Raw genomic sequence first — 21374 nt, 5'->3', positions numbered from 1 at the left:
ATCAACCTCCTTTCCCGAACATTAAAGCCAGCATTTTGCTTATTTCGTCCATCTGCTGGTCCAGCTTCTCTGGATTCTCTAAATGTTTCTTGGCGCTCTTGCTTCTCCAGTCGTTGTAGATCCGCCTCTGGTCCACAGTGAACGACTTAATGGCTTTCGGGTCCTTCTCCGCTCTAATCGCTACGATCTGACCCAGAGGTGTGTCTGCCATCAACCCCGAAACCAAAGAAACAAATTCCGACCAGGGCATATGCTTTTCTTGCCTAATCCGAATGCCGTACTGCTTGGCCATACTTGATTCGATTAGATGCCAATCCTCATGCAAGTCGTAAAAAGACCTGTTGTTATCGCTATCTTGTTTGAAATCGGGCAGCGGCTTCCTCGTATGTCATATCTTGCATGGCCGCCGCAATAGCTGTCGTCAAGACTTTGAATTGCTTTACCGTAAGTTTGTTTAGATTAAGCTCTATTGTGGCTTCTTTGCCCAGAGCAGCTTCGATAGCTTCAAATGCCCCCCGATTACCTTGCGAAGCCTTCTCTTCAAACATAAAGACCGCTTCCATAGTAGCTTCAATGGGGTATTCTTTCTCGCCAATCTGGATGACCGGTTGTTCTGAACTGAATTTATCCGTAATATTGATGATTTTAGCCATTGATTATCACCTCGTATTTTATTTGTGAATTAAGCTGATGGTGGAGTGAAGGTAGGCTTACCATCAGAAAGGATGTCGAACTCCAGCGCATCAATGTTCGTGGAATCGCCGCCGGCAGGAGTCGTCAAGTTGATAACGCAATCCATAATGAGCTTCGCACCGTTCGGCAGCTCCCACTCAAACTGCGATTCAACGCCCTGGCCTGTAGCCAAAAGCAGACCGCCGACGTAGTCATTGCCTGGATCTCCGTAATGACGTTTACCCGAGAACGATACCGTAAGCTTTTTACCTGTTACAGCTTGACGTGCCCAGCCCTCCATATCCATTGGAGTCCATTCTTCCGTGTTAGATTCTACCGAAAGACCGAACGTTTCCAGGTCTTTAATAGTAGCCATATTGGAAGGAGCCGTAACCCGCCCCTTCGTGTTGATTTTGAATTTGTTGTTATGGACCGGGAAAACTCCCGTAGGCGCAGAACCTGCCATTTGCAAAACCTACCTTTCATAGTAAATTGTCGTTTCAATGACGTACTCATAAACGCCCTCTGAATCAGTGCCAACGCTGAGCGGTTCAGGGTGCCTCATCTGGAACATGACGACCCGCTTTCCATCGATCGTTGCCGACTGGCCAAACAATGCAGCATAGACCTCCTGGGCTTTAACCTCAGCTGTATCCGCATTCTTGGTCCAGTGGACGAGGATGGAAATAGACTTAATCCCGTATGACGTATTATCCAAGCCTCCTACAGCAATCACTGGCGCGGATCCGTTTACGTTGTACAAGCCAATGCATTGCTGCTTGCTACCGTCTATCTTCCCGATGTACCACTGAGGGCTAACGACTTGAGTCTTAAGCCAATCCCTTACCTCTGCCAGCCTCATCGTACAGTCCCTCTCGTAATCATCCGGTATATCTTCCGGAATGCCTTTGCCGCAAAGTCCTTCTTACCTCCGATGATCCAATGCTCCAGCCATTTACCATGGGCATTGGCATTCTTATCCGTTCGGAAGTTAAGTTCCGGATGGAAATACAAGCGCCGCGCATATGGCGTGTCGTATACCAATTTGACCAGCCCTTGGTCTGCTCGGGACTCGTCTATGTGGGCGCTTCGTTCCAGTTCGCCACTTTGCTTGGGAACAACAGCGGCGTTCATGACTTCCGTCTTGAGCGCATCGGCCGTCATTTTAAGCGCTTGGATTTGAGCTGCGGACAATTGCCTGATCGCGCCTTTGTTCATGGATGTGCGTACCTTCATTACACCAACTCCAGTTCCGTCGAAAATACGGTGCCGTCTGGGTTACGCGGGCGAACAGAACGAAAGATCGTCTTCTTAACATTGCCGATCTGAACAACACCTTCGATTAGCTTATCCGGGTTAATGTCACCTTCGATGATGACTTTCCCGGAGAGCGAGACTAGGCGACGCTCAGCATCAAGCGTCTGCTTAATCTTCTCGTCATAGCAAGAGAGCCCATCGAAGATTAACTCCTCGACAGACTCCCCGTCTTCTGACAATTCAGTTTGGTATACCTTAACGGGTGTTACCAGGATCCAATGTGGAAAAGGTAGCTTACCAAGCATTAGCTTAGCCCCCTATTCGTCAGGCCCGTTGGCTTGAGCAGATTGACTACGTTCTCCGTTGTCTGGATGCCGCCTGCACCTTGGATCGCTTTAAATGACAAGGAAACGCTACCGGCGCTATATCCCGCGAGAGGCATATTAAGAAAGTCGCCATACTTGTACCAAAAGTCCGCTTGCTGGCACACCGCTTTGGTCACATTGAGCTGCTGAAACGGCGAGAGGTCATCGAACCCCCTCGCCACAATCCGGTTATATGTCAGGCTGTCCAACTGATCACTGGCCCTACTAAGCGCACTATCCAGCTTATCTGCAGGGATTACACCCTCACCGTACTCCGCATAATCAGTATCCGTTGCGTAGGCCATGCGATCACCCGCCCGTTGCTTCCTTCAGCTTCTTGTTCGCTTCGGCCAGCTTTTCCTTCAGGGCCTTGATTTCCTTATCCGCCCCTTCACCAGCGCCGGCCAATTGCTCCTTCAACAATTCGTTCTCGTCCTGCAGCCTTTTATAGTCCACATAAGGGATAGTCTTAACCGGCGATGTCTCGACGACGTTCAGCGTATCTCCATCAACCTCAGCGATATCGTAGCCCAACTTCAGGTACGTTTCCTTCTCAGCCGGATCGATCTGCAGCTGCTTATTACCTTTGATTGCATATAACATTGTGTATTACTCCTCTCATTTGGCATTAGCCGTTATCAGGCCTCGACGTTTATTTGGATACCGTCTGCCTTACGATTAATCAAGAACAGATCCGTGTAACGACGGTTTTGGTACAAGTATCCGTCCCCGCCTGTGTGACTGCCTGGTTCCCACAAGTAAATCGCGCTGTGTTTAATCGGCGCTAGTACCGCCTTCGGATGAATCAAGATCATGTTGATCTGCTTCGCACCAACTCCAGCAACGGCTCCGCTTGTGAAGTTGTAGACAGTCTTCATGCGGCCGTCCGGCACCATGACCATCTTCACGCTGTCAAGACTGCGGACAGCGCGGTCCACTACCCCGTTGTTATTTCCGACGAGGACGACACGGCGAAGATCGTTAGCCTGTTTCAATAGTTCCTGCATATCTGGCGTAACGTACAAGATCCGACCTTCCTGCGGCACCTCGGCATTGTCCATTTTCTTCATCAGTTTGTCGAAAATTTTAAGGACGTTGTCGAGGTCAGGCACCGTTTTATCAGGAGTCTTGCCAAACGCCACGTAGTCAGAATAGATTTTGGAATACCGGTACTTGTCGAGCTCTGGAATCGCCTGCTCCTCTTCGAAAACATTCGTCGTATTGGCTGCCGACAGGATCTGATTGGTTTCATCTACGTCCATTGCGTCTACATAAAATTCTACATCGCGGTCGAACGCGAGAACTTTAAACTCGAAGTCGTTGCTGATTACCTGGCGGTTCCAACCGCCTGCACGGTTGTGATCCTTATACCCGCCCACATCTAGACGAGGAATCTTGATCGTCTTCGCGCCAACAAAAATGGCGCTTTGTGTCGTGAGATCAGCTGAGGTGAGCTCACGGGAATATTTTTGTTCTAGTACTGTTTGAAAACTATCTACATAGTTAGTAGGCATTTGCAAATCACTCCTCGTTCAATTTGATTTTACTTCTGAGCCGCTACACCGAAGATATTGGCGAGCTGCTCATTTGTTGCTGCTCCACCACCACTACCACCGCTGCCACCCACTTTGAAACCCGACCCGCCACCAGATCCGGCGCTCTCAGTCTTGAAGAGGAACGCTTTGGACTCTTGCAGTCCCTTGAGCTGATCATCCAGACCAACGACCTTATCCCCGTCAATGACCAGCTTCTCCTTATCAAAGAGACCAGCAACGAGGGACTCATCATGCACCTTGCCATTCAAAGCAGACTTAATCGCATTAGTCAGCGTCAACGCCTTAAGCTCGGAAGCGTGTTTCTCCGCAGCAGCCGTATTAGCCGTCTGCAGTTGTGTGATTTCCTTCTTCAGCTCTTCGCTGGCACCAGCGGTCTTACTGAGAGTCTCGAGCTGCTTGTCACGTTCACCCAGGTCGGTCTCCAGCTTCGTCTTGGCTGTAGCCAGATCGTTGTACTTGTCTTTCGGGATGAGATACTTCGGGATCTCCTTATTGATGTCACCAACAAGCCCATCTATCTTTGCATCTTCAATCCCTGCTTTTTTAAGCAACTCTTTCAACCATTCCATATCCCATGACCTCCATACTTTTTTATGCTGGTAAGTGCCAGCTAGAGTGGCCGTGATGCTCCGGCTAACGAGCAAATAGGCTCCCGCAGTCTCAGCGAGAGCCTAACCTAAAAGCTATTTACTTGCGTCGTCTATTAATCAAACTGATAACCACTATAGTGGAGCAGATGATAAGCGTAATAAGGACACTATTTGCCAACAGACTCACCTCCAAAATCAATTCGCAACCGGTGGAACATATCTGTTACCGATACGTTCGCGGGAACGATCGCGCCTTAGATCCGGATACTCGTCCAAGTGGTTCGTAAGCTTCCCTTTCCACTGTTTGACTTTATCAGCTGCTGCAGCCTGATTATCCGGGTCGACGCTGCCAATCTCGCGCCGTTTGTACTGCCTGATCTGTCTCTCCATATACCGCTGCTTCTGCTCGGCATCGTAAAGATCTTCGGCTTTACCTTCATCTACCTGTTCAGGTTCGGAACTGACACCAGGGATGTATGTCCCTGAATTATGACGGCAGTTAGGACCAAACAACCCGCCACCAACAGCTGTTGATAGTAAGGGGTAATCCCCGCCATTACCATTGTCGCTACCGTAAACGTCATCAATGTAAACTCTACCTTGCCACGGCATACATCGATCAGAGCAATTCCCATGTGTGGATACGACAACTGTGTTTATACCCCACTCGCTACGCCGTGCACCCTCACCAGCAAAGGACGCTTGCATAGCAGACGTACGCAGCACCATCTCCGAGTAAGCGGCAATATCAACAGTACGGCCATCGCTATACGTGATGCAATTGAAACCTCGGTCCAGAAAATCCCGAGTGGCCATATCGATTGCTTTAGTTACTGTCACTGCTCCGGAATTGTAATACATTTGAGAACGAAAAATGGTCTTACGATAAACGTCATCAGCTTGACGTAACATAGCAAAACGCCCTCGTTGCAGATCCTGTGTGACGGCAGTTACAAGAGCATTAAGCCGGCGATCGTTGATCTGAAAGAATGTGCTATCAGTACCGTCAACTCGCGTGATCGGCTCAGTAAGCTTGCTGGCGATGCGTTGGATATATGATGCTTTGTACAATTTTGCATCAGCCTTCTGCGCACCTCCGAGAAACGACCCCTTAAGCAGCTCACCTGTCTCTGCATCGACCTGTGTCCCGTGCCTGTTGATTATTAACCGGTTCTCCTTGCGGTATCGTTGCAGCGACTCAATCTTACGTTGCTGCCATTGTTCCCAGTTGAACCCCAATTCTGCTTCCTCGGCTTCATGACGGGCAAGGTTCCGGCGCATATTGTTAATCAGGTCCTGCTCCATATCGATGAATATTTGCTTTACATCGTACGCGCTCATTCTCCACCGCCACCAGAACCGCCGGGCTCATCAGGAGGAGGATCACGATTAATCTCCGGCTCATCAACAACTACAATTCCCTGCTCCGCCTTTAACCGCGCCACTTCCTCTGCCTTCTCGTCGTCGGTCCAGGAATCACCGTATAATTCTTCGACGCCACGCTCGATTGACATGATCTGATACGTCCGTGCCTTACCGACCGTCTCCACTACCGCGTCAAATGACGGACTGGCGTACTCTCCGAACTTGACAGTAGTCTCGTATACGCCTGCAGTTCTGTTACGCATCGTGTCGTATACCTTTAACACGACATCGACCAGCTGCGGGATCACCTCGTTTAACCGCTCGATGATCTTACCCCTGGTATATAGTGTGGCTTTTTCCTTCTCGCGCTGGGCTTCTGCATTGTCTGTCTTCTTAAGGTCGATCCCTAGCGTAGACGGGCTCATTATCCCCTGCAAACACATATCCAGCGCGCTTGCATAGGACGCGACAAATGCCTCATACAAAATAGCAGGTTGAACCATGTCGATTTGACCCTTAGAATCTTCGGACAATGTGGATCCAATCTTGATAAATTGATTATCAAATGGATTAGGACGTATGTGCCTGCCGTTCTCGGGATTCTTAGGGATCAGATCCTCAGGAATGTATTTCTGCACTCGTCCGGCGCGGATAGCGTCCAACCATTGACTGATTACCTCGTCCAGCGCATCGATGCTGTCAGACTTACTTTCGAATATCGATTTACCACGCCCAGGCCATTTCTTGGACTTGAAGAATCGAAGTGGCACGGCCATTATAAAATCGCTTGGGTACGTCACCGGATTTAGTCCAGCGGTTTCAGGAACCATAGCCAACGGGACTTCTTTACCGTCCGAATTCAGCAGCCGATATCTGATATAACCGCGTCCAAACGTCTCCTCCAACCGATAGTCCTTAGAGTTGGCCGTGTAATCCGTGTAGAACAAGACCTCTTGGAGTCTCCCGCGTGTCCGTTTGTACTCTACCTGGTCGCCGCTATAGAACTCAATGATCGGGTATTCAGTCACTTCCGGATCCAGCGTAATCTTAAACGCGCCGTCACCTTCCACGAGGGTATCGATAATGGCATCGCCTAGCAGCTCATCGAAGTCGTTGTCATTTTCGATCTGATCCCATATTTCTGTAATGGCTTCATGCTGCTTTAACTCGATCTTGTCCAGATCTGCGATAACGATATCAGATAGTCTCTCTGCTACCATTGCCGGTAAGCCTGAATGGATCTTCCGAATGGTAAGATCCGGGCTAGGAACAGCAGCCCAGAAGCGCGACTTGCTAACTGCGTCATTAGCTGTCTGTTTGTAAAACTGATCCAACTCGGAAGGATCACCACGATACCAAAGCCGATTACGTAAAACGTTAGTACGATAGCTTAGCGGCTCCGTTATCGTAATGATCCTATTCTCAGGAGCTGGGTTAATCCGCAGCATTTTCATGAGCATACTCTTAAACCACCCCACTTTCGCCCCTCCAGTCTCCGCTTGCTGCTAACTTGTTGTATTCCTCGATCCATTCCAGCGGGATTTCAAGGTTCCTTTCCATGCGTCTCGATACCGCATCCTTGATCTCCTCCAGCCTTTGCTGGGCTCTTATATAGCGCGGAACAAGTCCAAGCGGCGGTTTAGTGTAATCCATTTCTCACCCTCCTAATAAGTACATCGTTTCCGCTACTCCTGTTGTAGCGTCTGGTGCGTCATCATGTGCATTCTTACCTTCACGCTGATATGACGTCATCGCCTTATAGTAATCCGGCCAACGATCACGCCAATTAGTTGGGTAATAGACATGCTGCATCACCCAGGTAGCATTCGAGTTAATTCGGGCTACTTTGTTTTTACTTTGATGGAACCAGCTAACATCCGTCCGATTGCTATTAAGCTCTTGCTCCAATATTCGCTTGATATTACGGGCAAATGCGCGGCCACCGTTATTGGATTCAATGCGCTCTTTATTAACCTGCAACGTAAAAAGAGCCTGCGCGACAGCGGGCTCCGTGATCTCCATCGGTTGCTTGGTATATATGACATCCAGAACGTATGCCTCTCTTTGGTACACGCCCCAGATGATATTGCATAAGTAATCATCGCCCTGATCGGCACTGTCACAGTAAGAGTAGATACCCGTAAATAATGGGCTGCCTTGGGCGTCTGCCGGCAGCTGCTCGTATGTCTTGAAGCTGCTGTATAGCTTACCTTTGATATCAATTGGAATCTGCTGATAGTTCGCACTGGCGATGTCCTCACCCATTGCACGAACCTTCATGTCGTAGCTCTCGCGGGAAAGGACTTCAGCGCAAAGCATTGTGCCATCATCCTGCAATGCCTTCATGCTCAGATGCCGTACTTTCTTTTTCTCAGCTGCGAAATGTTCCAATGCTCGTCCAGCTAAGTCGCCTGATGCCCACCTGGTCATGATAATGATGATCTTGCCGCCCTCTTCTAGCCGGCTGAGCATCGTGTTCGTGAACCATTCCCAGTGCTTCTGCAGGACCTCGGCATTGTTCGCTTCCAACGCTGACTTAATTAAATCATCTATGATCAACAATGTTGCACCGAACCCAGTAGCTGTGCCCGTAGGAGACGTAGCTAGGTAGTTGTTATAGCCACCCTCTAAGCTCCACAGGTTCATTGCTCCATCTCCGCGCTTAATTCGTGTATGGGGGAATATGTCGCTATAAACGATCATGTTCTCATCAGCTTTGGCGGTACCTATTCCGTCGCGCACAGCCTTGGAGAACGTGGTTGACAGCGTCTCGTTGTATGAGCCTGTCATGACCTTCTCATTGCCGTTTTTGCCTAATACCCATTGGGCGAACATGGAAGCTGTACGGCTCTTACCGTGGCGTGGCGGCTCGTTAACGATCAATATGTCATCATCGGACTGGTAGAAGTCCTGCATCTCGTTACCGAGCTCGATGAGATATTGACGATCACTCCGGTAGAAATCCGGAGCCATTGCCTGACAGAAATAAAAGAACTCGCGCCTGGCGAGCTCAATCTTAGCCCCTCGCTTAATTACCTCTAAATCAACCATCGCGGATCAGCTTCCTGAGCTCATCCGTTGTGAGTCCGGAATAAGGGTTATTAACATCCACGCTGCCGCTGTGATTGACTTCCTGTTTGTCTCGCCACTTATCCGGTCTGCGATTCTTGAGCCAAAAGATTTGAGCCGTAGTATCAGGAGAAACCTCTTTTGTTTTTTCCTCTACCAACATCATCTTGTAACGTGTTACACCTAGTTCAATAGCACGTAATTCAATCATAGTGGCTTCTGGATGATCTAACTTGTATCTGTTAACGGCTATCTGCTGATGCAAGTCGTATTCTTCCTCTGACATCTCAACTTGAACATACTTTTTTTCGGTATACTCATATCCGATTGCCCGCTTGAACAACGAATTCTCGACTTCAACGTCAGCAACCTCCTTGCCCCTTTTTAAGGCAGCCGATAAAGCCGAATATTTATCCTTGTAGATTTTGAAAGTAGAGTAGGCAACTCCGAGTTTCTTCGAGATATCCTCTTCAATCGCCCCGTCTCGCGCCCACGCTTCGATCAGCAGGAGCTTAGGCTCAACATGTGAATGATACTTTGATTTCCGTTCTCCTGCCATCATGGACAACTCCTTTCAGGTACTCTTCGACCATAGTCGACAATATACTAGTTTCTCCTCTATCAATCTGGTAAAATATTACTAGATTGGAGGTGGGTCTATATGGGGCGCAGACATGCAAAAAGAAATGCACTTTTAGAGAATCGTGTAACTCAATTAGAAAGCGAACTAAAAGCTGTTCGCACATGGATTAATCATCTTGCCCGTAGATAGATTCTGCCACAGACTGATACCGCGGACTAATTCCGTGGTTTTTTGTTATTATCGGGAGCCACACCGAACTGCCCCGATACGCAGCAGGAGGAGTTACAGCGATGCAGCCGAATAAAAAGAATAGGCCGCCCGTATTTGGACGACCTAGTCAGAAGTATTATTATTGCACAATATCATATTACCACGTATTGATTGCCCTTAAAATGCCCTCTTTTTGCCCTGATTTCGAACTAATCAAATTGAATCCCATCTACCCCAAAAACCAATACTGATAAGGCTTTAGCGGCATTATTAATGTCTTTGTATACAGTCCGCAAATCTATTTTGTGACATTCAGCAAGTTGTTCTGCGGTCATTTTCTCATCTGAAATGTACAGCGCGTCAATGATTTTATATCGCCTGGAGTCCTCGGGTGTTCCAGATGATTCACACATCGATCGATATACACCAACCATCTGCTGAATAAACCTCGTCATGACCATTGTCCTCTTCTTGCTACGTTTGATCGACTCGACCGCATAATCTTCCGTATGCAGCTCATTCAGCGTTTCAGCTTCTTGAATAGCAGACAGCTTCTCCTGCAGCTCATCGCAATGAGCAATAAACGACCGATAGTTCTTGAGCAGTAGTTTCGTATTTCTGAGACGCTGATCTCGATTAGCTTTCTGTTTCCGATGCTTCTCGTTTTCCATGTACTCGAGAGCAGCTTGCACCGCTGTCTTCGTAATCTGCTCGACCAATGCCGTGTTGTCCATTTCTATCCCTCCCCGTATCTAAGTTGAGTCCCCTGCTTTACGATTTTTTCCTTTGTCGTGCACTTCTTCGAGCCATTCGATCAGCATAACCATTTGCTTGATGGCCAGTCGGTTATCCTGGTATTTCTTGCACAGCTTACCAGATGAATCGGCAACCCACTTCCAAAAGTCGGGGCTCTCCATTCCGTATCGAGAGGCTGCTTGATTCGCTTGTCCAATCCATAACATCACATCGCTGAAAAACGCTTTATAATCCATAGGCTATAGCTCTTCGATCTTGATATAGATTCCGGGCAGCTTCGCCCAGAACTTTTCGACGATTAAACTAGCGATCTGAGCGTCATTTTTATAATATCCAAGGTCCTCCATACAGTCTTCCAACAGTTTGTTAGAATTCCCTGCATCCGGACTAGTGTACTTGTATTCACCATCAACATGTTTGCCGGTGATTGGAAAGCACCACTTAACCGTCAGCCTGACAGCTCCTGTATATTTACGCGCTGGCACATGCTGTCCAAGGTGTGCCATCAACTTGGCCCTAGCCGCTTTCAGCTCAGGTGGTTCATAAAAGACAGGCTTTCCGTCCACAACTGTAACCTGCTTTTGTTGGTGCGTGATTGTTGGCGGTGATTTCATAGGCATGAAGAATTCAGTCATCGTGTTGTTGTGTCACCAACTTTCATTTTCAACTTTTGTCAGCGGCAGATTTTCGTTTAAATATCAGGGGGAGGGGGAGGGGCGCTTGCGTCACGCCCCTCCCTATCCCTATATATTTATATATAGGCTCCCCGCCGCCGTACGGCGTCCACCATGACGTAGCAAATCCCCGCCGTTCGGCATAAACCTTAAAAACGTATATTCCGCCGAACGGCATTGACCATAAAGACATGATTGCCGCCGCCGTACGGCATAATTTTCATTGCGGGGAATTAAAGGTCACCGCCGTCACTTTTTACAATGACGTTGCCGTTATTTCGGTCGATTACGTAGCCAAATTTCTTGACCCAGTCCCTTACAGTGCGTTCAGCAACCTCTTTACCGGTACCGGAATACCAATCAATTATATCCTTTACCGTTGGCGGATCGCCTACGTTGCAGTTGTTGACAACGTCCTCAAACTCCTCTGCCTTGCTCCGCCGCTCTTCCTTGGCCTTATCCTTACGTTTGTTTGCACCTTTCTGCCAAGGTGGTGCAGACGACTCCCCTTCCGGATCGATGTCCTTCAGGCTGCCTGATTGATCAAGTTTATGAATCGGATACTGAAACCACATATTGACGGGGGCAAACTTCGGATACTCGCGCAGCGTGCCTTCCACGCGCCAGGCTGATCGGATTCGAACGCTCTGCAGCACTCGTTTAATCTCTTCTTGGGCGGCTGCTTGCTCTGTGTCGTAGATGGCACGTTTAGCATGATCCTCCATCGCCTTAGCACTGAGCACATCGTCCTGAGAGACAGAATCGCGCAGGTATGAAGGATTGTGCTGCTGAAAGTACCGCTTGTACACGGCACACACGGCCTTGTTCTCCTCTTGCTTGAGCAGCGCCTCCGTGATCTCCAACTCTACTAAATCGATTAGCGCGTCCGGATCTCGTGCGAATACGCCGCTGCCTGAAGCTCTATCCATGGACTTCTTGCCGCCTTGGGACCCTTTGGAATGATGATGGCAGTATATGACACTGGCACCCAGCTCCGTGGCCACCTTATCAAACTGGTTGGTAAAGTGGGCCATCTGATCCGCGCTGTTCTCGTCACCCGTCAGTACCTTGTAAATCGGATCGATGATGACCGCAATGTATCCCTTTTTAGCTGATCGACGTATGAGCTTAGGCGCCAACTTGTCCATAGGAACGGTCTTACCACGCAAGTTCCAGATATCGATATTGCGGATATTGTTAGGTGCAACCCCCAACGCCGTGTACACATCCTTAAAGCGATGCAAGGCGCTGGCTCTATCCAGCTCAAGATTTACGTACAGCACTTTACCTTGCGTACATTGCCAAGCCAACCACTCCAAACCTTCAGCTATGGCGATGCTCAGTTCAATGAGCGTAAACGACTTACCAGCCTTTGACGGACCGGCCATGAGCATCTTATGACCCTGCCGAAGTAAACCATGGATTAAAGGCGGTGCCAATTTCGGCATGTTGTCCCAGTAATCCGTCAAGCTCTCCGGATCCGGAAGATCGTCGTTTACACCCTCGATCCATTCATGCCACTCAGCCCAGTTCGCTTTACCGATATTAGAATCAACAATAAATTGCTTTTTCCCATTACGCTCGATCCCTGGCATTCGCGACAACCTGGACGGATTACGGTTTTGATTATCGATGTTCAATCCGTTTTTCTTACAGACGTTGTAAAGATAATCCACACGCTTACGGTACTCATCATAGTTGGCTGCATCCACACGTACGATGGCGTGAAGGCTCTTCCCTCCGCTGTATACCATTACGGCTATTGGCAGCTCCAACTCCCGCATGATCGCATTTTGCTTTTCGATGTCCATGGTGTCCGACTCTACGAGCGCATAACGGTGTTCGGTCACGTTATCGTTTTTTACACCCTTACCGTCGAGTGGATTGAATCGGATCCAAGCGCCGGCTTCTGACTTGTAATCTCCCACTACAGAACCTATATCACCATCACATTGATTGAGCAGTTGAATCAGCTCACCCGCCGTTCGGTCAGATGCACCTTTTGTCGGTAAATACTTTCCTTCATCGTTTTGCCAAGTGTCTGTCACATAACCAACATTTTCAGATGCTTCGAACAGCGTAGAAAGGTATGTGGTCAACTGCTGGACAGGATTCCATGTAGCTGGCTCGTGGATCTCCTTGCCTTCGATCCAATTCTTATCAACAACTACGTAATCACCACCTGTGATCTCGTCTTCCCATCCCAGTTCGTGGTGATCTTCACGGTCATAGGCAGATCGTGGCATCCACCCGTTATCCTTGGCCATCTGCGTTATGGTAGCTCCAGTTATTCCGCTACCCTCAAATCCGGACCACTTCTTGAAGCACTCGCCCGGATGATAGCGCCCGCCGTCACGCCTGCTCCAAATTTCCCAATCGCTTGCGGTATACCCCTCGTGCTTAAGTGCCATGCCGACATTGAGCCATTCCTGGTAATCCAAGCGCGACGGATCGACGTAGCCCAACAACGCAATGAGATCTAATTTATGTTCCATTTACTCATTGATCTCCTTTGGTGGAATAAAAATCAATACATGCGGAAAAATAAAATACAAAATTTAAGGTAGGTGAAGATAATGGCTAATATCTCTAATGAAGAACTAGAAAAAATATTAATATCAGACGAATCACGAAAATATCTGGAAGAGCACCCGAGCATAAATGGCAGAGCAGCAAAAATTTATGCGTCTGAATCATTAAATTGTGCTACAAACAAAGCAACTTACGAGCTGAATAAAGCGGTAAAAAAAGTTAATAATGTAATGACAAAACTTAAATTTACCACTAAAACTCAAGGATAGTATTCAACCATAAGGGGAGGGCTCTGCTCTACCCCTTATGTCCTTCCGTATTCAGTTGGTGTTCAAAATCAAGACTGTATGACCATCTTCTTTTTCACTCGTGCAATCAGAACAAATTTTCATTTCACGTTTCTTGTCTGAACTGTATGCCGATCCGAAAATCCTTCGGTATCTTTGACTGGGCAAGATAGCTCTTCGGCAATTCACGCACCAATGCCATATATGAGCTGTATGGTATTTATCGCTAATAACCGTACTCAACCTTTACCCCTCCCATGCCTATCCCTCCAGACCAGCGAATATCTTCAACGACTCATGGACTATTGAAGCCTGTTTGAAATCCCCAACATTAACAGCAGCTTGATACTTAAGTATCGTTAACTTATAATCTAGTATCGTTCGGGCTATTACTTCCGGTGAATCCGTGACCACGAATCCACCGTCTACCGTGCTCACAAATGTCTTTATGCTCTCATGTTGATTTACTGCAGTTATTTGTTCAGGCGCAATATAGACTGGCTTGTTGTATTCTCCTGTAAGTTTGATCATGTCGTTTATCCCCCTCTCTATTTCACATAATGTGTCTACTACTCCCCACGATATTCAGCCGGATTAATACCTTCCGGAACGCGCCATCCGTTGCCGGCAATACGATCGATCAAATTCTTTCCCGTTTCGAATGACCAGGTACCCACGTGTTCAAATCCTTTACCTTCAAGGAAACGGATCTGCTTCGGCGTAGTAAGCCCTTCTTCGCGCCGTTTATCCAGTCGCTCTAGCAGCTTTGTTGCTTTGCCTGCATTATCAACTTGATCAGGTAGAATACCCAGCTTCTCGAGAGTTTGGAGCTGTTTCTCACTTGGCGGCGACATCTCCCATCCAAACGATGGCACATAACTGGCCAAGTCCTCTGCTTGAATGCTCATCTCAAATTGCAACGGATCAACTAATGCCCGTTTACGACGTTTCATTTCGGCCAGCTGCTTTGCCAATGCTTCCTCACGTTGGGCAATCACATCTTCAGCAGCTTGCTTCTCGACAGATTCCAAGTCGAGCGGCACACCTGCAGCCTCGATCTGCTTGGTCATAGCCTGGGCAACTTCTTCATTCTCCGCAATCAAGTGGGCAGGGTGACAAAGTTCATGCCGTTCCGTATGCCACAAGAAATCTAGTAACAACAATTCAGTTTTTCCCGGAAATAGTCGGGTACCTCGCCCAACCATCTGGCTATACAAGCTGCGTACCTTAGTAGGGCGCAAGACAACAACGCAATCAACACTTGGGCAATCCCATCCCTCAGTAAGCAGCATGGAATTGCATAGAACGTTATACTTACCTTCATCAAAATCTTCCAAAATCTCAGTTCGATTCTGCGACTCTCCATTAACCTCTGCAGCTCTGAATCCAATTGAATTCAGAATATTCGTGAATTTCTGGCTAGTCTTAACCAACGGAAGAAAGACAACGATTTTCCTATCCTTGGCCACTTTCCACATCTCCGCAGCAATCGAATCCAGATATGGATCCAATGCTGTGCCCAAGTCCCCCGATTTGAAATCACCGGCTTGCTGGCCAACAGCTGACAAGTTAATCTGCAACGGGATTGTCATAGCCTTAATCGGGCTAAGATATCCGGCTTTGATCGCCTTCGGAAGCGTGTACTCGTAAGCTAAGCTTTCAAAATACGAGCCCAGGTTACGCATATCTCCTCTATCAGGGGTAGCTGTTACACCTAGTACATTAGCCTGTTCGAAATATTGCAGTACCCGCTGATAACTATCAGATAAGCAATGATGTGCTTCGTCAATGATGATAGTGTCAAAGTGATCTACAGCAAATTGCTGTAGCCGCTTATCTCTCATTAGCGTTTGAATACTGCCTACCACTACGCGATACCAGCTGCCGATCGATGTCTGCTCAGCCTTCTCGGTAGCGCATTGCAGGCCCGTAGATTTCTTTAGTTTGTCTGACGCCTGGTCGAGTAGTTCAGCGCGATGGGCAAGGACGAGCACGCGCTCGCCCCCTCTCACCCGATCTTCGATAACCTTGCTAAACACTATCGTCTTACCACAACCAGTAGGCAACACCAGCAAAGTACGTTTAACGCCTTTTTTCCACTCTTCCTGGATACTTACCCTTGACTCCTGTTGATATGGTCTGAGTTCCATAGGCGCCCCCTAGAACTGCCCGGGAGTAAACCCGCTGTTTTGCGCACCTGGAAACGGTGCTTGGTTATTCGGCTGCTGATATTGTGGTTGTTGATAGGATTGCTGATGTTGAGGTTGTTGGTTATTTTGTTGTTGTGGCGGCTGCTGATAGGTTTGTTGCGGCGGCTGACCATTTGGGAATGCATCTTCGTAGGCATAAAAGCTCTTTACCTGATTGTTCGAACGTTCTTCGCCTTTATGCGTGTAGTTTCGAACCTCAAGCTTTAAACGGCCTTTTGACCCGACAACGGCATTCCAATTCATGCGTAAAGGCTCACCCTTGCGTTTTTGCCCGATTGCTGAGAAAAAATTGGACAGTAACCCTTCCGTCTTCGTATGCAGGAACAGATTGTGCATGACCATCACATCCCCCTGTGGAGAATGAACCGTTAGTTCAATCTTTGCCTGATTGCAGGCCGGCATTTTTTCGCTACCAGAAAAGCGGCTGCGTTCAAATTTCGCCACTGTGAAGTTATAGTCTCCTGCAGGAAGGAGGGTAAAACCTCCCCCACCGTCCTTTTGTATCTCATCGTCCCAACCTAATTCGCGTTCATTACTCATGTATAATTCCTCCTGTTGTAATTAAAATGGCAAATCCTTACGTGCTTCCTGAATCATCTCGAACACCTTTTGCCATGCACCAACCAGTACGCCAGTGATGAAGGTCGGATCATAATTACCGATAGGCGTATCGAAAGGATAATAGCCTTTTTTGCTCACCACAGTCTGAATCTCTATATCTGTAACTTGATGTGCGGTCATCAAATCTAGTAATGGACGTGGGATATTCGCCAGAAACGGATCACCTGTAGCAGTAGCCGGTGGAGGTGATGCCGACTGTGATACCGATTGTGATGAAGTATCTACTGCTGGCGGCGGCGTATACTGCGTTACCGGAGTAGACGCAGGCTGCTGTGTAACAGACGAAACACTTCCATTGAAGATATGAGCAATCTGTGTATAATCCAACGGAAACTCATCCGGAAGCCCATGGCGGTTTTTCGCGTCCCAGGCTGGATGGTGCGTTGCGTAAACGGTACGAATGCCGCCTTGCGCCTTGTTCTTTTTACCATCCTTGTCAACAGCAACCGAAAAGGTCTTGTAATTGACGAACAGGACCATATCAGCCCATTCCTTGACGAGCGGCGCTGTCCTTGAACCGGTCTTTTGCCCGAGCTTGAGCTGGTAGCGATCATAGGCTCCCATCTCGTCAGGCTGCTCGAACTTAATGATCTGCGCATGAGCAGTCAATACGACATGAATACCTGATTCAACGACGTCGCTAAGTAAGTTAAGAAATCGTCCTAACTCCTCCGCCACGTAAACGTAACCCTTGCCGAAACCAAAATCTTCAACACCATTTTTCCCATGCGATGCACACACATTTTCAATGCATAACATTTCCGCCCAGTCTATCGTGTCGATGACAAGAGAGCCAAACCTATTACCTTGCTGCTTAACCCAATTCACCTGTTGCTTGAGCATTTCCCAGCTCGACGGCTTAGGAAGACGATCGACGCTCATTTCCGTGGTCGAACCCTCAGTGTCGATAAAGATTGGACGCGGGAACTGAGCTGCTAACGAAGATTTCCCTATGCCTTCTGGACCGTATATAACAACCTTCTTTGCCTTCTGAACCTTACCGCTGATGACTTGCATCAGAATTCACCTACTTTCCATGATGGACCCGGATCAATTTCCCCGGGTGGCTTTTGCAATTGAATGTCTTCCTGTCCAGCTACATAACCATCCTCGATGATAATGGAGCATTCTTCGCCCGTGCTTACGCGGGTTGCGATAGCTTGCAAACCTTCCTGTTCCAACCACTGGCCAAACTCTTTCAACGTCTCCAAATCCATTTGCTCGAGCTTGTCCAGCAGGATGAATCCGCAGTTGGGTTTAAGCTTGCGCACGATAGCAGTAGACACTTTAAGCTGATCAGAACCACTCATGTTATCCCACTTTTTGCCGTGGTAAATCAGCTCACCCTCTGCAACAGATAAACCTTCAAGTGGCAAATTCGCGTTAGTTAAGAGGTCCGTCTTCTGCGTGCGAATATCATTGATGGCAGCAGTCAACTGGTCATACTGGACCCGGTAATCGCTAGCGTCGGTCTCAGCCTTGTCCTTGTCCAGGTTAGCCCTGACCTTACGGTTAATCTCATCAATCTGACGAATGTTAGATTCCAACTCAGCAGTTGACTCGTCCTGCAATTCGAGGGAATCCTTTTTGGCAATCTCCAAGTCATAAGCGGTCTGCTCAAATCTAGCTTCAGCAGCCTGCAACTTCTCTTTTAAATGTACAATCTCTTCAGACAAACTCCCGTAAAGCGTTTTAATCTGCAAAAGTTGCTGACGCTTACGATGATTCTCACCATTACGAGCAAGTATCCCTTGTTGCTGCTGAATCAGCTCAGAAGCGGAAACAGGCTCCTTCGGTGCATCCGGGAAGTAAGTCTGCTCCTTGGCAAACTTCGCTTTCTGGTCTGCGATCTGCCCAATGGTATGACGCCTGTTGTAAATCTCCTGTTCCTTGACTTCAAGTTCGTGTAGCTGCTGACCAACGCCGATAATCCGAAGAAGGATATTAGCTTTCTCTCCGCTCTTCGCGCTCATGAACTTCGGCAGATCGATGGCCAACTCTTCCACGAAGCTATCAAGGAGCTGCTGACCCCCTTTGACCCCATTCGGATCAATGACCTTCAGATCGCTGTTCTTCCCCTTACGCTCGACCACTAGCCCATTGGAAAGGGTTATGCTCAGAAATGGTGGTACAACCGATCCTTCCCGATCGGGTTGGGAAGGGCGATATTTGTTGCCACCCAAGCCCCATGCGATGGAATCCAACACACTGGTTTTGCCCTGGTTATTACGACCACCGACTATCGTCAATCCGGAAGCAGTCGGCTCAATCTTGACTGCCTTAACGCGCTTCACGTTTTCGATTTCTAATTTATTAATTTTGATCATACTTATGCGCTTCCCCTCTTAGGTTAGATGGCTATCAATTTTTGCAAAATCTCTACATCAACAGTTGTTGTTCGATAAGGAAGAACGAGAAACATGTTATCAAAGAAGGTTAAAGGTCTGAGTTGACCTTTCCCATATGGTTGGGATGACTCAATATCAGATAGAATTTTTAAGTATTCCTCGTTCAAGTAAATAAACTGACCGTTTATCTTGATAACCCGCATTCTCAAGTCTCCAGAAACTTTTATGAATGACGTTACCTCGCCGATGAATTGGTCCTTTGAAGCATTATCAAAGATTTTCTTGACGTCAACTTCATCCATATGAGATACTCCGGTACCGCTTTGATAAACAAGCGCTTTGCCCTGTTCAGGAATTTCCGCATAGATCGCGAACAATTGGACTAACACTTCACGTGGCAATTCCTCGTACCGTATTGCCCAATGCCTATTTGTTAAGTAATGAACGCCTTCCTTTAATGTCCATATGAAGTTATGGCTTTTCTTAATCTGCCTGCACAGTTCCTTGATATTGATATTCATGCCGTCACCTCATTGAGCTGCAGGTCAAGTAAGAACCTCTCACCGTTACCGGAACGAATATAGCTGATCAAAGCAGCCAGCTCGTCCACAATCTGTTCAGTAGGCGCATCAATCTCTGTGTGAATCGATCGACCTGCAAGCTTAGGTACTGGAACATTCTCTTCCAGGATCGATGCCGCCGATGCCAGATCAATAGTCGCTAGAAGGATCTGCCGATCACTCTCGAGCTCTTCGAGCTCAGTACGAAGCCGTTCAATCTCTGCCTGTTGATCTGACTGCGTATCAATCTTGCTCTCTAAATCCATGGCAGCCTGCTTGTAATCATCACGTTCTTGTATCAGAGCCGTATTTCTATCAAGGGCATTATTAGTAGTTTCCGTCAGTGTCTCTATCCGTTCTAATGCCAGTTGGAGCCTACTGTTCAGCTCAGTGATTTCAGCTTCCTGTTTGTTCAGCTCGTTCAAAGCAAGCAATCCCGGCTTGGATACAGGAGCTTCACCATCGATCGCCATCTCATCAAGCAATTGCTGTGCACGATCAGGCTTGATCCCTTTCCACTCCCACTTCCCAACCCAGTAATGGAGTGATCCGGGATTCATATTCCACATGCGCTCAATCTTGCTAACAGACTTGCCTGCAGCGATTTGCAACAAAAATTCCTTTTTATCAGGGACGAAGCGTTCGACTGTCTGTCCTTCTGGTATAGTCGACATTTCCTTTTCCTCCTTCGGAATAATCGATCTGTTTTCGATAATCTTTGCTAATGGCAAATCCGAAGAATACACCCGCATCACGCTTTGGCACTTCGGACATCTAAGAAGTGAATCTGGTCTAACTGGTAATTGAATACTATGAGTACAATTAGAACATTCAGCGATGATACACGATCTTCGCGCCAATTCGATCACCCTCTCAGTCGTAGCAAGCGCTACGGTGTTGCTGGTTAACCTCAAGCTGCAGTGCATCTAGCTCATTGCGAAGACGGACATTCTCACGCTCAGCTTCTTGGGCTCGGTTAATGGCATGTGGCCATCCTGTGCGTGCTTCGGCTATGAATCTAGCATCTCCCGGTAAAAGTAGACCACCACTGCGTGATAGACTAATGAAAACGAGATCACACTTACCACAGGAGCAAGGAGTGAGTCGATACGGCCCCGGAGTAGCCGCCTCACAGACAGCTAGATCAGCGTCAAGGTCACGCGTATCAGGATTAGTGGCTATAGACATTTACATCCACCGTACCTTCCGTAATGCAAATCGGGCATGCTTTGATGTCTGGCGCACCGGGAAACGGACGTAGGAACTTACCATCCATCCGTTTACCGCAAACCTTGCAATCAGGCAAGATCAAGATGATCTTTGCGCGAAGCTGTTGTTCCAGCTTACGAGGCTTACGAGCGACAGAAATCATACTCGGGCACCAACACTCTCCACAATCTCTGAAACACAGCTGGCACAAATTGATTTGCCACGCAATTCCTTAACGTCAGTCACGCTGCCACACATTACGCAGCCTGGATTGTACTTGCGAAGAATGATGCGATCACCTTCGACGAAAAACTCTATCGGATCCCCATTTGCTACACCAAGCGTACGGCGCATTTCTTTCGGGATTACTACACGTCCAAGGTCGTCAATACGACGAACAATTCCAGTTGCTTTCATAAATAAAATCCTCCCGATTTCGAGCCGAGTATGATATACTGTCGGCATAAGTTTTTTGTCTTGCTTCAGGTCTGATTCGGGGTGCAACCCGAT

The 21374-nt window shown here is 47.9% G+C and carries 30 protein-coding genes; 1 reads left to right on the top strand and 29 read right to left on the bottom strand.

Annotation, left to right across the window (positions count from 1 at the left end; translation table 11 throughout):
* Position 1: 1 nt before the first annotated feature.
* The 19 genes from KCTCHS21_RS08730 to KCTCHS21_RS08640 all read right to left on the bottom strand — a co-directional run bounded on the left by KCTCHS21_RS08730 (position 2) and on the right by KCTCHS21_RS08640 (position 13592).
* Positions 2 to 325, bottom strand: a complete 324-nt coding sequence (locus KCTCHS21_RS08730; protein ID WP_232058128.1) for a Gp15 family bacteriophage protein — start codon at positions 323 to 325, stop codon at positions 2 to 4.
* Between the two features lie 25 nt (positions 326 to 350).
* Complete coding sequence (locus KCTCHS21_RS08725) at positions 351 to 653, bottom strand: hypothetical protein (RefSeq protein WP_130606843.1); 303 nt, start codon at positions 651 to 653, stop codon at positions 351 to 353.
* Positions 654 to 682: 29 nt separating this feature from the next.
* Positions 683 to 1138 (bottom strand): phage tail tube protein, encoded by a 456-nt coding sequence (locus KCTCHS21_RS08720; RefSeq protein ID WP_130606841.1) that lies wholly within the window; start codon positions 1136 to 1138, stop codon positions 683 to 685.
* Positions 1139 to 1147: 9 nt separating this feature from the next.
* On the bottom strand, positions 1148 to 1534 hold the full coding sequence (locus KCTCHS21_RS08715) for a phage tail terminator protein (RefSeq protein ID WP_130606839.1): 387 nt from the start codon (positions 1532 to 1534) through the stop codon (positions 1148 to 1150).
* Positions 1531 to 1908 carry a hypothetical protein gene (locus KCTCHS21_RS08710; RefSeq protein ID WP_130606837.1) on the bottom strand — a complete coding sequence of 126 codons (378 nt, stop codon included), beginning with the start codon at positions 1906 to 1908 and terminating at the stop codon, positions 1531 to 1533. Before KCTCHS21_RS08710 ends, KCTCHS21_RS08715 begins: the two co-directional genes overlap by 4 nt.
* On the bottom strand, positions 1908 to 2234 hold the full coding sequence (locus KCTCHS21_RS08705; RefSeq protein WP_130606835.1) for a hypothetical protein: 327 nt from the start codon (positions 2232 to 2234) through the stop codon (positions 1908 to 1910). The genes KCTCHS21_RS08710 and KCTCHS21_RS08705 overlap by 1 nt, the downstream gene beginning before the upstream one ends.
* Positions 2234 to 2599: a head-tail connector protein gene (locus KCTCHS21_RS08700; protein WP_130606834.1), complete on the bottom strand. Its 366-nt coding sequence runs from the start codon at positions 2597 to 2599 to the stop codon at positions 2234 to 2236. The genes KCTCHS21_RS08705 and KCTCHS21_RS08700 overlap by 1 nt, the downstream gene beginning before the upstream one ends.
* Positions 2600 to 2603: 4 nt before the next feature.
* Positions 2604 to 2897: a hypothetical protein gene (locus KCTCHS21_RS08695; protein ID WP_130606832.1), complete on the bottom strand. Its 294-nt coding sequence runs from the start codon at positions 2895 to 2897 to the stop codon at positions 2604 to 2606.
* A 35-nt stretch (positions 2898 to 2932) separates the two neighbouring features.
* The gene (locus tag KCTCHS21_RS08690) at positions 2933 to 3808 is read right to left on the bottom strand and encodes a capsid protein (protein WP_130606830.1); all 876 of its coding nucleotides are present in this window, start codon (positions 3806 to 3808) and stop codon (positions 2933 to 2935) included.
* 29 nt (positions 3809 to 3837) lie between these two features.
* Positions 3838 to 4494, bottom strand: a complete 657-nt coding sequence (locus KCTCHS21_RS08685; protein WP_232058127.1) for a phage scaffolding protein — start codon at positions 4492 to 4494, stop codon at positions 3838 to 3840.
* A gap of 141 nt (positions 4495 to 4635) precedes the next feature.
* Positions 4636 to 5781, bottom strand: a complete 1146-nt coding sequence (locus KCTCHS21_RS08680; RefSeq protein WP_130606829.1) for a phage minor capsid protein — start codon at positions 5779 to 5781, stop codon at positions 4636 to 4638.
* The gene (locus KCTCHS21_RS08675; RefSeq protein WP_130606827.1) at positions 5778 to 7283 is read right to left on the bottom strand and encodes a capsid protein; all 1506 of its coding nucleotides are present in this window, start codon (positions 7281 to 7283) and stop codon (positions 5778 to 5780) included. Before KCTCHS21_RS08675 ends, KCTCHS21_RS08680 begins: the two co-directional genes overlap by 4 nt.
* Complete coding sequence (locus KCTCHS21_RS08670; protein ID WP_130606825.1) at positions 7270 to 7458, bottom strand: hypothetical protein; 189 nt, start codon at positions 7456 to 7458, stop codon at positions 7270 to 7272. The genes KCTCHS21_RS08675 and KCTCHS21_RS08670 overlap by 14 nt, the downstream gene beginning before the upstream one ends.
* Positions 7459 to 7461: 3 nt before the next feature.
* A complete protein-coding gene (terL, locus tag KCTCHS21_RS08665) occupies positions 7462 to 8856 on the bottom strand; it encodes a phage terminase large subunit (RefSeq protein ID WP_130606823.1) in 1395 nt (464 codons plus the stop codon).
* Positions 8849 to 9433 (bottom strand): transposase, encoded by a 585-nt coding sequence (locus tag KCTCHS21_RS08660; protein ID WP_130616410.1) that lies wholly within the window; start codon positions 9431 to 9433, stop codon positions 8849 to 8851. Before KCTCHS21_RS08660 ends, terL begins: the two co-directional genes overlap by 8 nt.
* A 443-nt stretch (positions 9434 to 9876) precedes the next feature.
* On the bottom strand, positions 9877 to 10401 hold the full coding sequence (locus KCTCHS21_RS08655) for a hypothetical protein (RefSeq protein ID WP_130606821.1): 525 nt from the start codon (positions 10399 to 10401) through the stop codon (positions 9877 to 9879).
* 18 nt (positions 10402 to 10419) lie between these two features.
* Positions 10420 to 10659 carry a hypothetical protein gene (locus tag KCTCHS21_RS08650; RefSeq protein WP_130606819.1) on the bottom strand — a complete coding sequence of 80 codons (240 nt, stop codon included), beginning with the start codon at positions 10657 to 10659 and terminating at the stop codon, positions 10420 to 10422.
* A gap of 3 nt (positions 10660 to 10662) precedes the next feature.
* Positions 10663 to 11043: a RusA family crossover junction endodeoxyribonuclease gene (locus KCTCHS21_RS08645; RefSeq protein ID WP_232058125.1), complete on the bottom strand. Its 381-nt coding sequence runs from the start codon at positions 11041 to 11043 to the stop codon at positions 10663 to 10665.
* Positions 11044 to 11330: 287 nt separating this feature from the next.
* Positions 11331 to 13592 carry an AAA family ATPase gene (locus KCTCHS21_RS08640; RefSeq protein WP_130606815.1) on the bottom strand — a complete coding sequence of 754 codons (2262 nt, stop codon included), beginning with the start codon at positions 13590 to 13592 and terminating at the stop codon, positions 11331 to 11333.
* Between the two features lie 81 nt (positions 13593 to 13673).
* On the opposite strand from KCTCHS21_RS08640, the gene KCTCHS21_RS08635 reads away from it, so the two are divergent.
* Positions 13674 to 13898 (top strand): hypothetical protein, encoded by a 225-nt coding sequence (locus KCTCHS21_RS08635; protein WP_130606813.1) that lies wholly within the window; start codon positions 13674 to 13676, stop codon positions 13896 to 13898.
* Between the two features lie 279 nt (positions 13899 to 14177).
* Here the strand turns inward: KCTCHS21_RS08635 and KCTCHS21_RS08630 are convergent, their stop codons facing one another.
* From KCTCHS21_RS08630 to KCTCHS21_RS08585, 10 genes are all read right to left on the bottom strand, one after another.
* On the bottom strand, positions 14178 to 14447 hold the full coding sequence (locus KCTCHS21_RS08630) for a hypothetical protein (protein ID WP_130606811.1): 270 nt from the start codon (positions 14445 to 14447) through the stop codon (positions 14178 to 14180).
* A gap of 38 nt (positions 14448 to 14485) precedes the next feature.
* Entirely contained in the window at positions 14486 to 16066 is a 1581-nt protein-coding gene (locus tag KCTCHS21_RS08625; RefSeq protein WP_130606809.1) for a DEAD/DEAH box helicase, read from the bottom strand.
* Positions 16067 to 16075: 9 nt separating this feature from the next.
* Complete coding sequence (locus KCTCHS21_RS08620; protein ID WP_130606807.1) at positions 16076 to 16666, bottom strand: hypothetical protein; 591 nt, start codon at positions 16664 to 16666, stop codon at positions 16076 to 16078.
* Between the two features lie 21 nt (positions 16667 to 16687).
* Entirely contained in the window at positions 16688 to 17764 is a 1077-nt protein-coding gene (locus tag KCTCHS21_RS08615; protein ID WP_130606805.1) for an ATP-binding protein, read from the bottom strand.
* Positions 17764 to 19074 (bottom strand): AAA family ATPase, encoded by a 1311-nt coding sequence (locus tag KCTCHS21_RS08610; protein WP_130606803.1) that lies wholly within the window; start codon positions 19072 to 19074, stop codon positions 17764 to 17766. The genes KCTCHS21_RS08615 and KCTCHS21_RS08610 overlap by 1 nt, the downstream gene beginning before the upstream one ends.
* A gap of 23 nt (positions 19075 to 19097) precedes the next feature.
* Positions 19098 to 19616, bottom strand: coding sequence for a hypothetical protein (locus KCTCHS21_RS08605; protein WP_130606801.1), 519 nt, complete (start codon positions 19614 to 19616; stop codon positions 19098 to 19100).
* Positions 19613 to 20329: a hypothetical protein gene (locus tag KCTCHS21_RS08600; protein ID WP_130606799.1), complete on the bottom strand. Its 717-nt coding sequence runs from the start codon at positions 20327 to 20329 to the stop codon at positions 19613 to 19615. Before KCTCHS21_RS08600 ends, KCTCHS21_RS08605 begins: the two co-directional genes overlap by 4 nt.
* 199 nt (positions 20330 to 20528) lie before the next feature.
* Positions 20529 to 20843 (bottom strand): hypothetical protein, encoded by a 315-nt coding sequence (locus KCTCHS21_RS08595; RefSeq protein ID WP_130606797.1) that lies wholly within the window; start codon positions 20841 to 20843, stop codon positions 20529 to 20531.
* On the bottom strand, positions 20827 to 21027 hold the full coding sequence (locus tag KCTCHS21_RS08590; RefSeq protein WP_130606795.1) for a hypothetical protein: 201 nt from the start codon (positions 21025 to 21027) through the stop codon (positions 20827 to 20829). The genes KCTCHS21_RS08595 and KCTCHS21_RS08590 overlap by 17 nt, the downstream gene beginning before the upstream one ends.
* Positions 21024 to 21281, bottom strand: coding sequence for an AbrB/MazE/SpoVT family DNA-binding domain-containing protein (locus KCTCHS21_RS08585; protein ID WP_130606793.1), 258 nt, complete (start codon positions 21279 to 21281; stop codon positions 21024 to 21026). Before KCTCHS21_RS08585 ends, KCTCHS21_RS08590 begins: the two co-directional genes overlap by 4 nt.
* Positions 21282 to 21374 lie beyond the last annotated feature (93 nt).

This window comes from Cohnella abietis, assembly GCF_004295585.1.
GTDB classification, from domain to species: Bacteria; Bacillota; Bacilli; order Paenibacillales; family Paenibacillaceae; genus Cohnella; species Cohnella abietis.
Note: the sequence above shows the minus strand (reverse complement) of the source record. Positions and strands in the feature narration are given on the sequence as shown.

Bases quoted from the DNA above. Each gene is read 5' to 3' on its own strand.
- KCTCHS21_RS08725 (WP_130606843.1), bottom strand. From the start codon at position 653: ATGGCTAAAATCATCAATATTACGGATAAATTCAGTTCAGAACAACCG.
- KCTCHS21_RS08720 (WP_130606841.1), bottom strand. From the start codon at position 1,138: ATGGCAGGTTCTGCGCCTACGGGAGTTTTCCCGGTCCATAACAACAAA.
- KCTCHS21_RS08715 (WP_130606839.1), bottom strand. From the start codon at position 1,534: ATGAGGCTGGCAGAGGTAAGGGATTGGCTTAAGACTCAAGTCGTTAGC.
- KCTCHS21_RS08710 (WP_130606837.1), bottom strand. From the start codon at position 1,908: ATGAAGGTACGCACATCCATGAACAAAGGCGCGATCAGGCAATTGTCC.
- KCTCHS21_RS08705 (WP_130606835.1), bottom strand. From the start codon at position 2,234: ATGCTTGGTAAGCTACCTTTTCCACATTGGATCCTGGTAACACCCGTT.
- KCTCHS21_RS08700 (WP_130606834.1), bottom strand. From the start codon at position 2,599: ATGGCCTACGCAACGGATACTGATTATGCGGAGTACGGTGAGGGTGTA.
- KCTCHS21_RS08695 (WP_130606832.1), bottom strand. From the start codon at position 2,897: ATGTTATATGCAATCAAAGGTAATAAGCAGCTGCAGATCGATCCGGCT.
- KCTCHS21_RS08690 (WP_130606830.1), bottom strand. From the start codon at position 3,808: ATGCCTACTAACTATGTAGATAGTTTTCAAACAGTACTAGAACAAAAA.
- KCTCHS21_RS08680 (WP_130606829.1), bottom strand. From the start codon at position 5,781: ATGAGCGCGTACGATGTAAAGCAAATATTCATCGATATGGAGCAGGAC.
- KCTCHS21_RS08670 (WP_130606825.1), bottom strand. From the start codon at position 7,458: ATGGATTACACTAAACCGCCGCTTGGACTTGTTCCGCGCTATATAAGA.
- terL (WP_130606823.1), bottom strand. From the start codon at position 8,856: ATGGTTGATTTAGAGGTAATTAAGCGAGGGGCTAAGATTGAGCTCGCC.
- KCTCHS21_RS08660 (WP_130616410.1), bottom strand. From the start codon at position 9,433: ATGGCAGGAGAACGGAAATCAAAGTATCATTCACATGTTGAGCCTAAG.
- KCTCHS21_RS08655 (WP_130606821.1), bottom strand. From the start codon at position 10,401: ATGGACAACACGGCATTGGTCGAGCAGATTACGAAGACAGCGGTGCAA.
- KCTCHS21_RS08650 (WP_130606819.1), bottom strand. From the start codon at position 10,659: ATGGATTATAAAGCGTTTTTCAGCGATGTGATGTTATGGATTGGACAA.
- KCTCHS21_RS08645 (WP_232058125.1), bottom strand. From the start codon at position 11,043: ATGCCTATGAAATCACCGCCAACAATCACGCACCAACAAAAGCAGGTT.
- KCTCHS21_RS08640 (WP_130606815.1), bottom strand. From the start codon at position 13,592: ATGGAACATAAATTAGATCTCATTGCGTTGTTGGGCTACGTCGATCCG.
- KCTCHS21_RS08635 (WP_130606813.1), top strand. From the start codon at position 13,674: ATGGCTAATATCTCTAATGAAGAACTAGAAAAAATATTAATATCAGAC.
- KCTCHS21_RS08630 (WP_130606811.1), bottom strand. From the start codon at position 14,447: ATGATCAAACTTACAGGAGAATACAACAAGCCAGTCTATATTGCGCCT.
- KCTCHS21_RS08625 (WP_130606809.1), bottom strand. From the start codon at position 16,066: ATGGAACTCAGACCATATCAACAGGAGTCAAGGGTAAGTATCCAGGAA.
- KCTCHS21_RS08620 (WP_130606807.1), bottom strand. From the start codon at position 16,666: ATGAGTAATGAACGCGAATTAGGTTGGGACGATGAGATACAAAAGGAC.
- KCTCHS21_RS08615 (WP_130606805.1), bottom strand. From the start codon at position 17,764: ATGCAAGTCATCAGCGGTAAGGTTCAGAAGGCAAAGAAGGTTGTTATA.
- KCTCHS21_RS08610 (WP_130606803.1), bottom strand. From the start codon at position 19,074: ATGATCAAAATTAATAAATTAGAAATCGAAAACGTGAAGCGCGTTAAG.
- KCTCHS21_RS08605 (WP_130606801.1), bottom strand. From the start codon at position 19,616: ATGAATATCAATATCAAGGAACTGTGCAGGCAGATTAAGAAAAGCCAT.
- KCTCHS21_RS08600 (WP_130606799.1), bottom strand. From the start codon at position 20,329: ATGTCGACTATACCAGAAGGACAGACAGTCGAACGCTTCGTCCCTGAT.
- KCTCHS21_RS08595 (WP_130606797.1), bottom strand. From the start codon at position 20,843: ATGTCTATAGCCACTAATCCTGATACGCGTGACCTTGACGCTGATCTA.
- KCTCHS21_RS08590 (WP_130606795.1), bottom strand. From the start codon at position 21,027: ATGATTTCTGTCGCTCGTAAGCCTCGTAAGCTGGAACAACAGCTTCGC.
- KCTCHS21_RS08585 (WP_130606793.1), bottom strand. From the start codon at position 21,281: ATGAAAGCAACTGGAATTGTTCGTCGTATTGACGACCTTGGACGTGTA.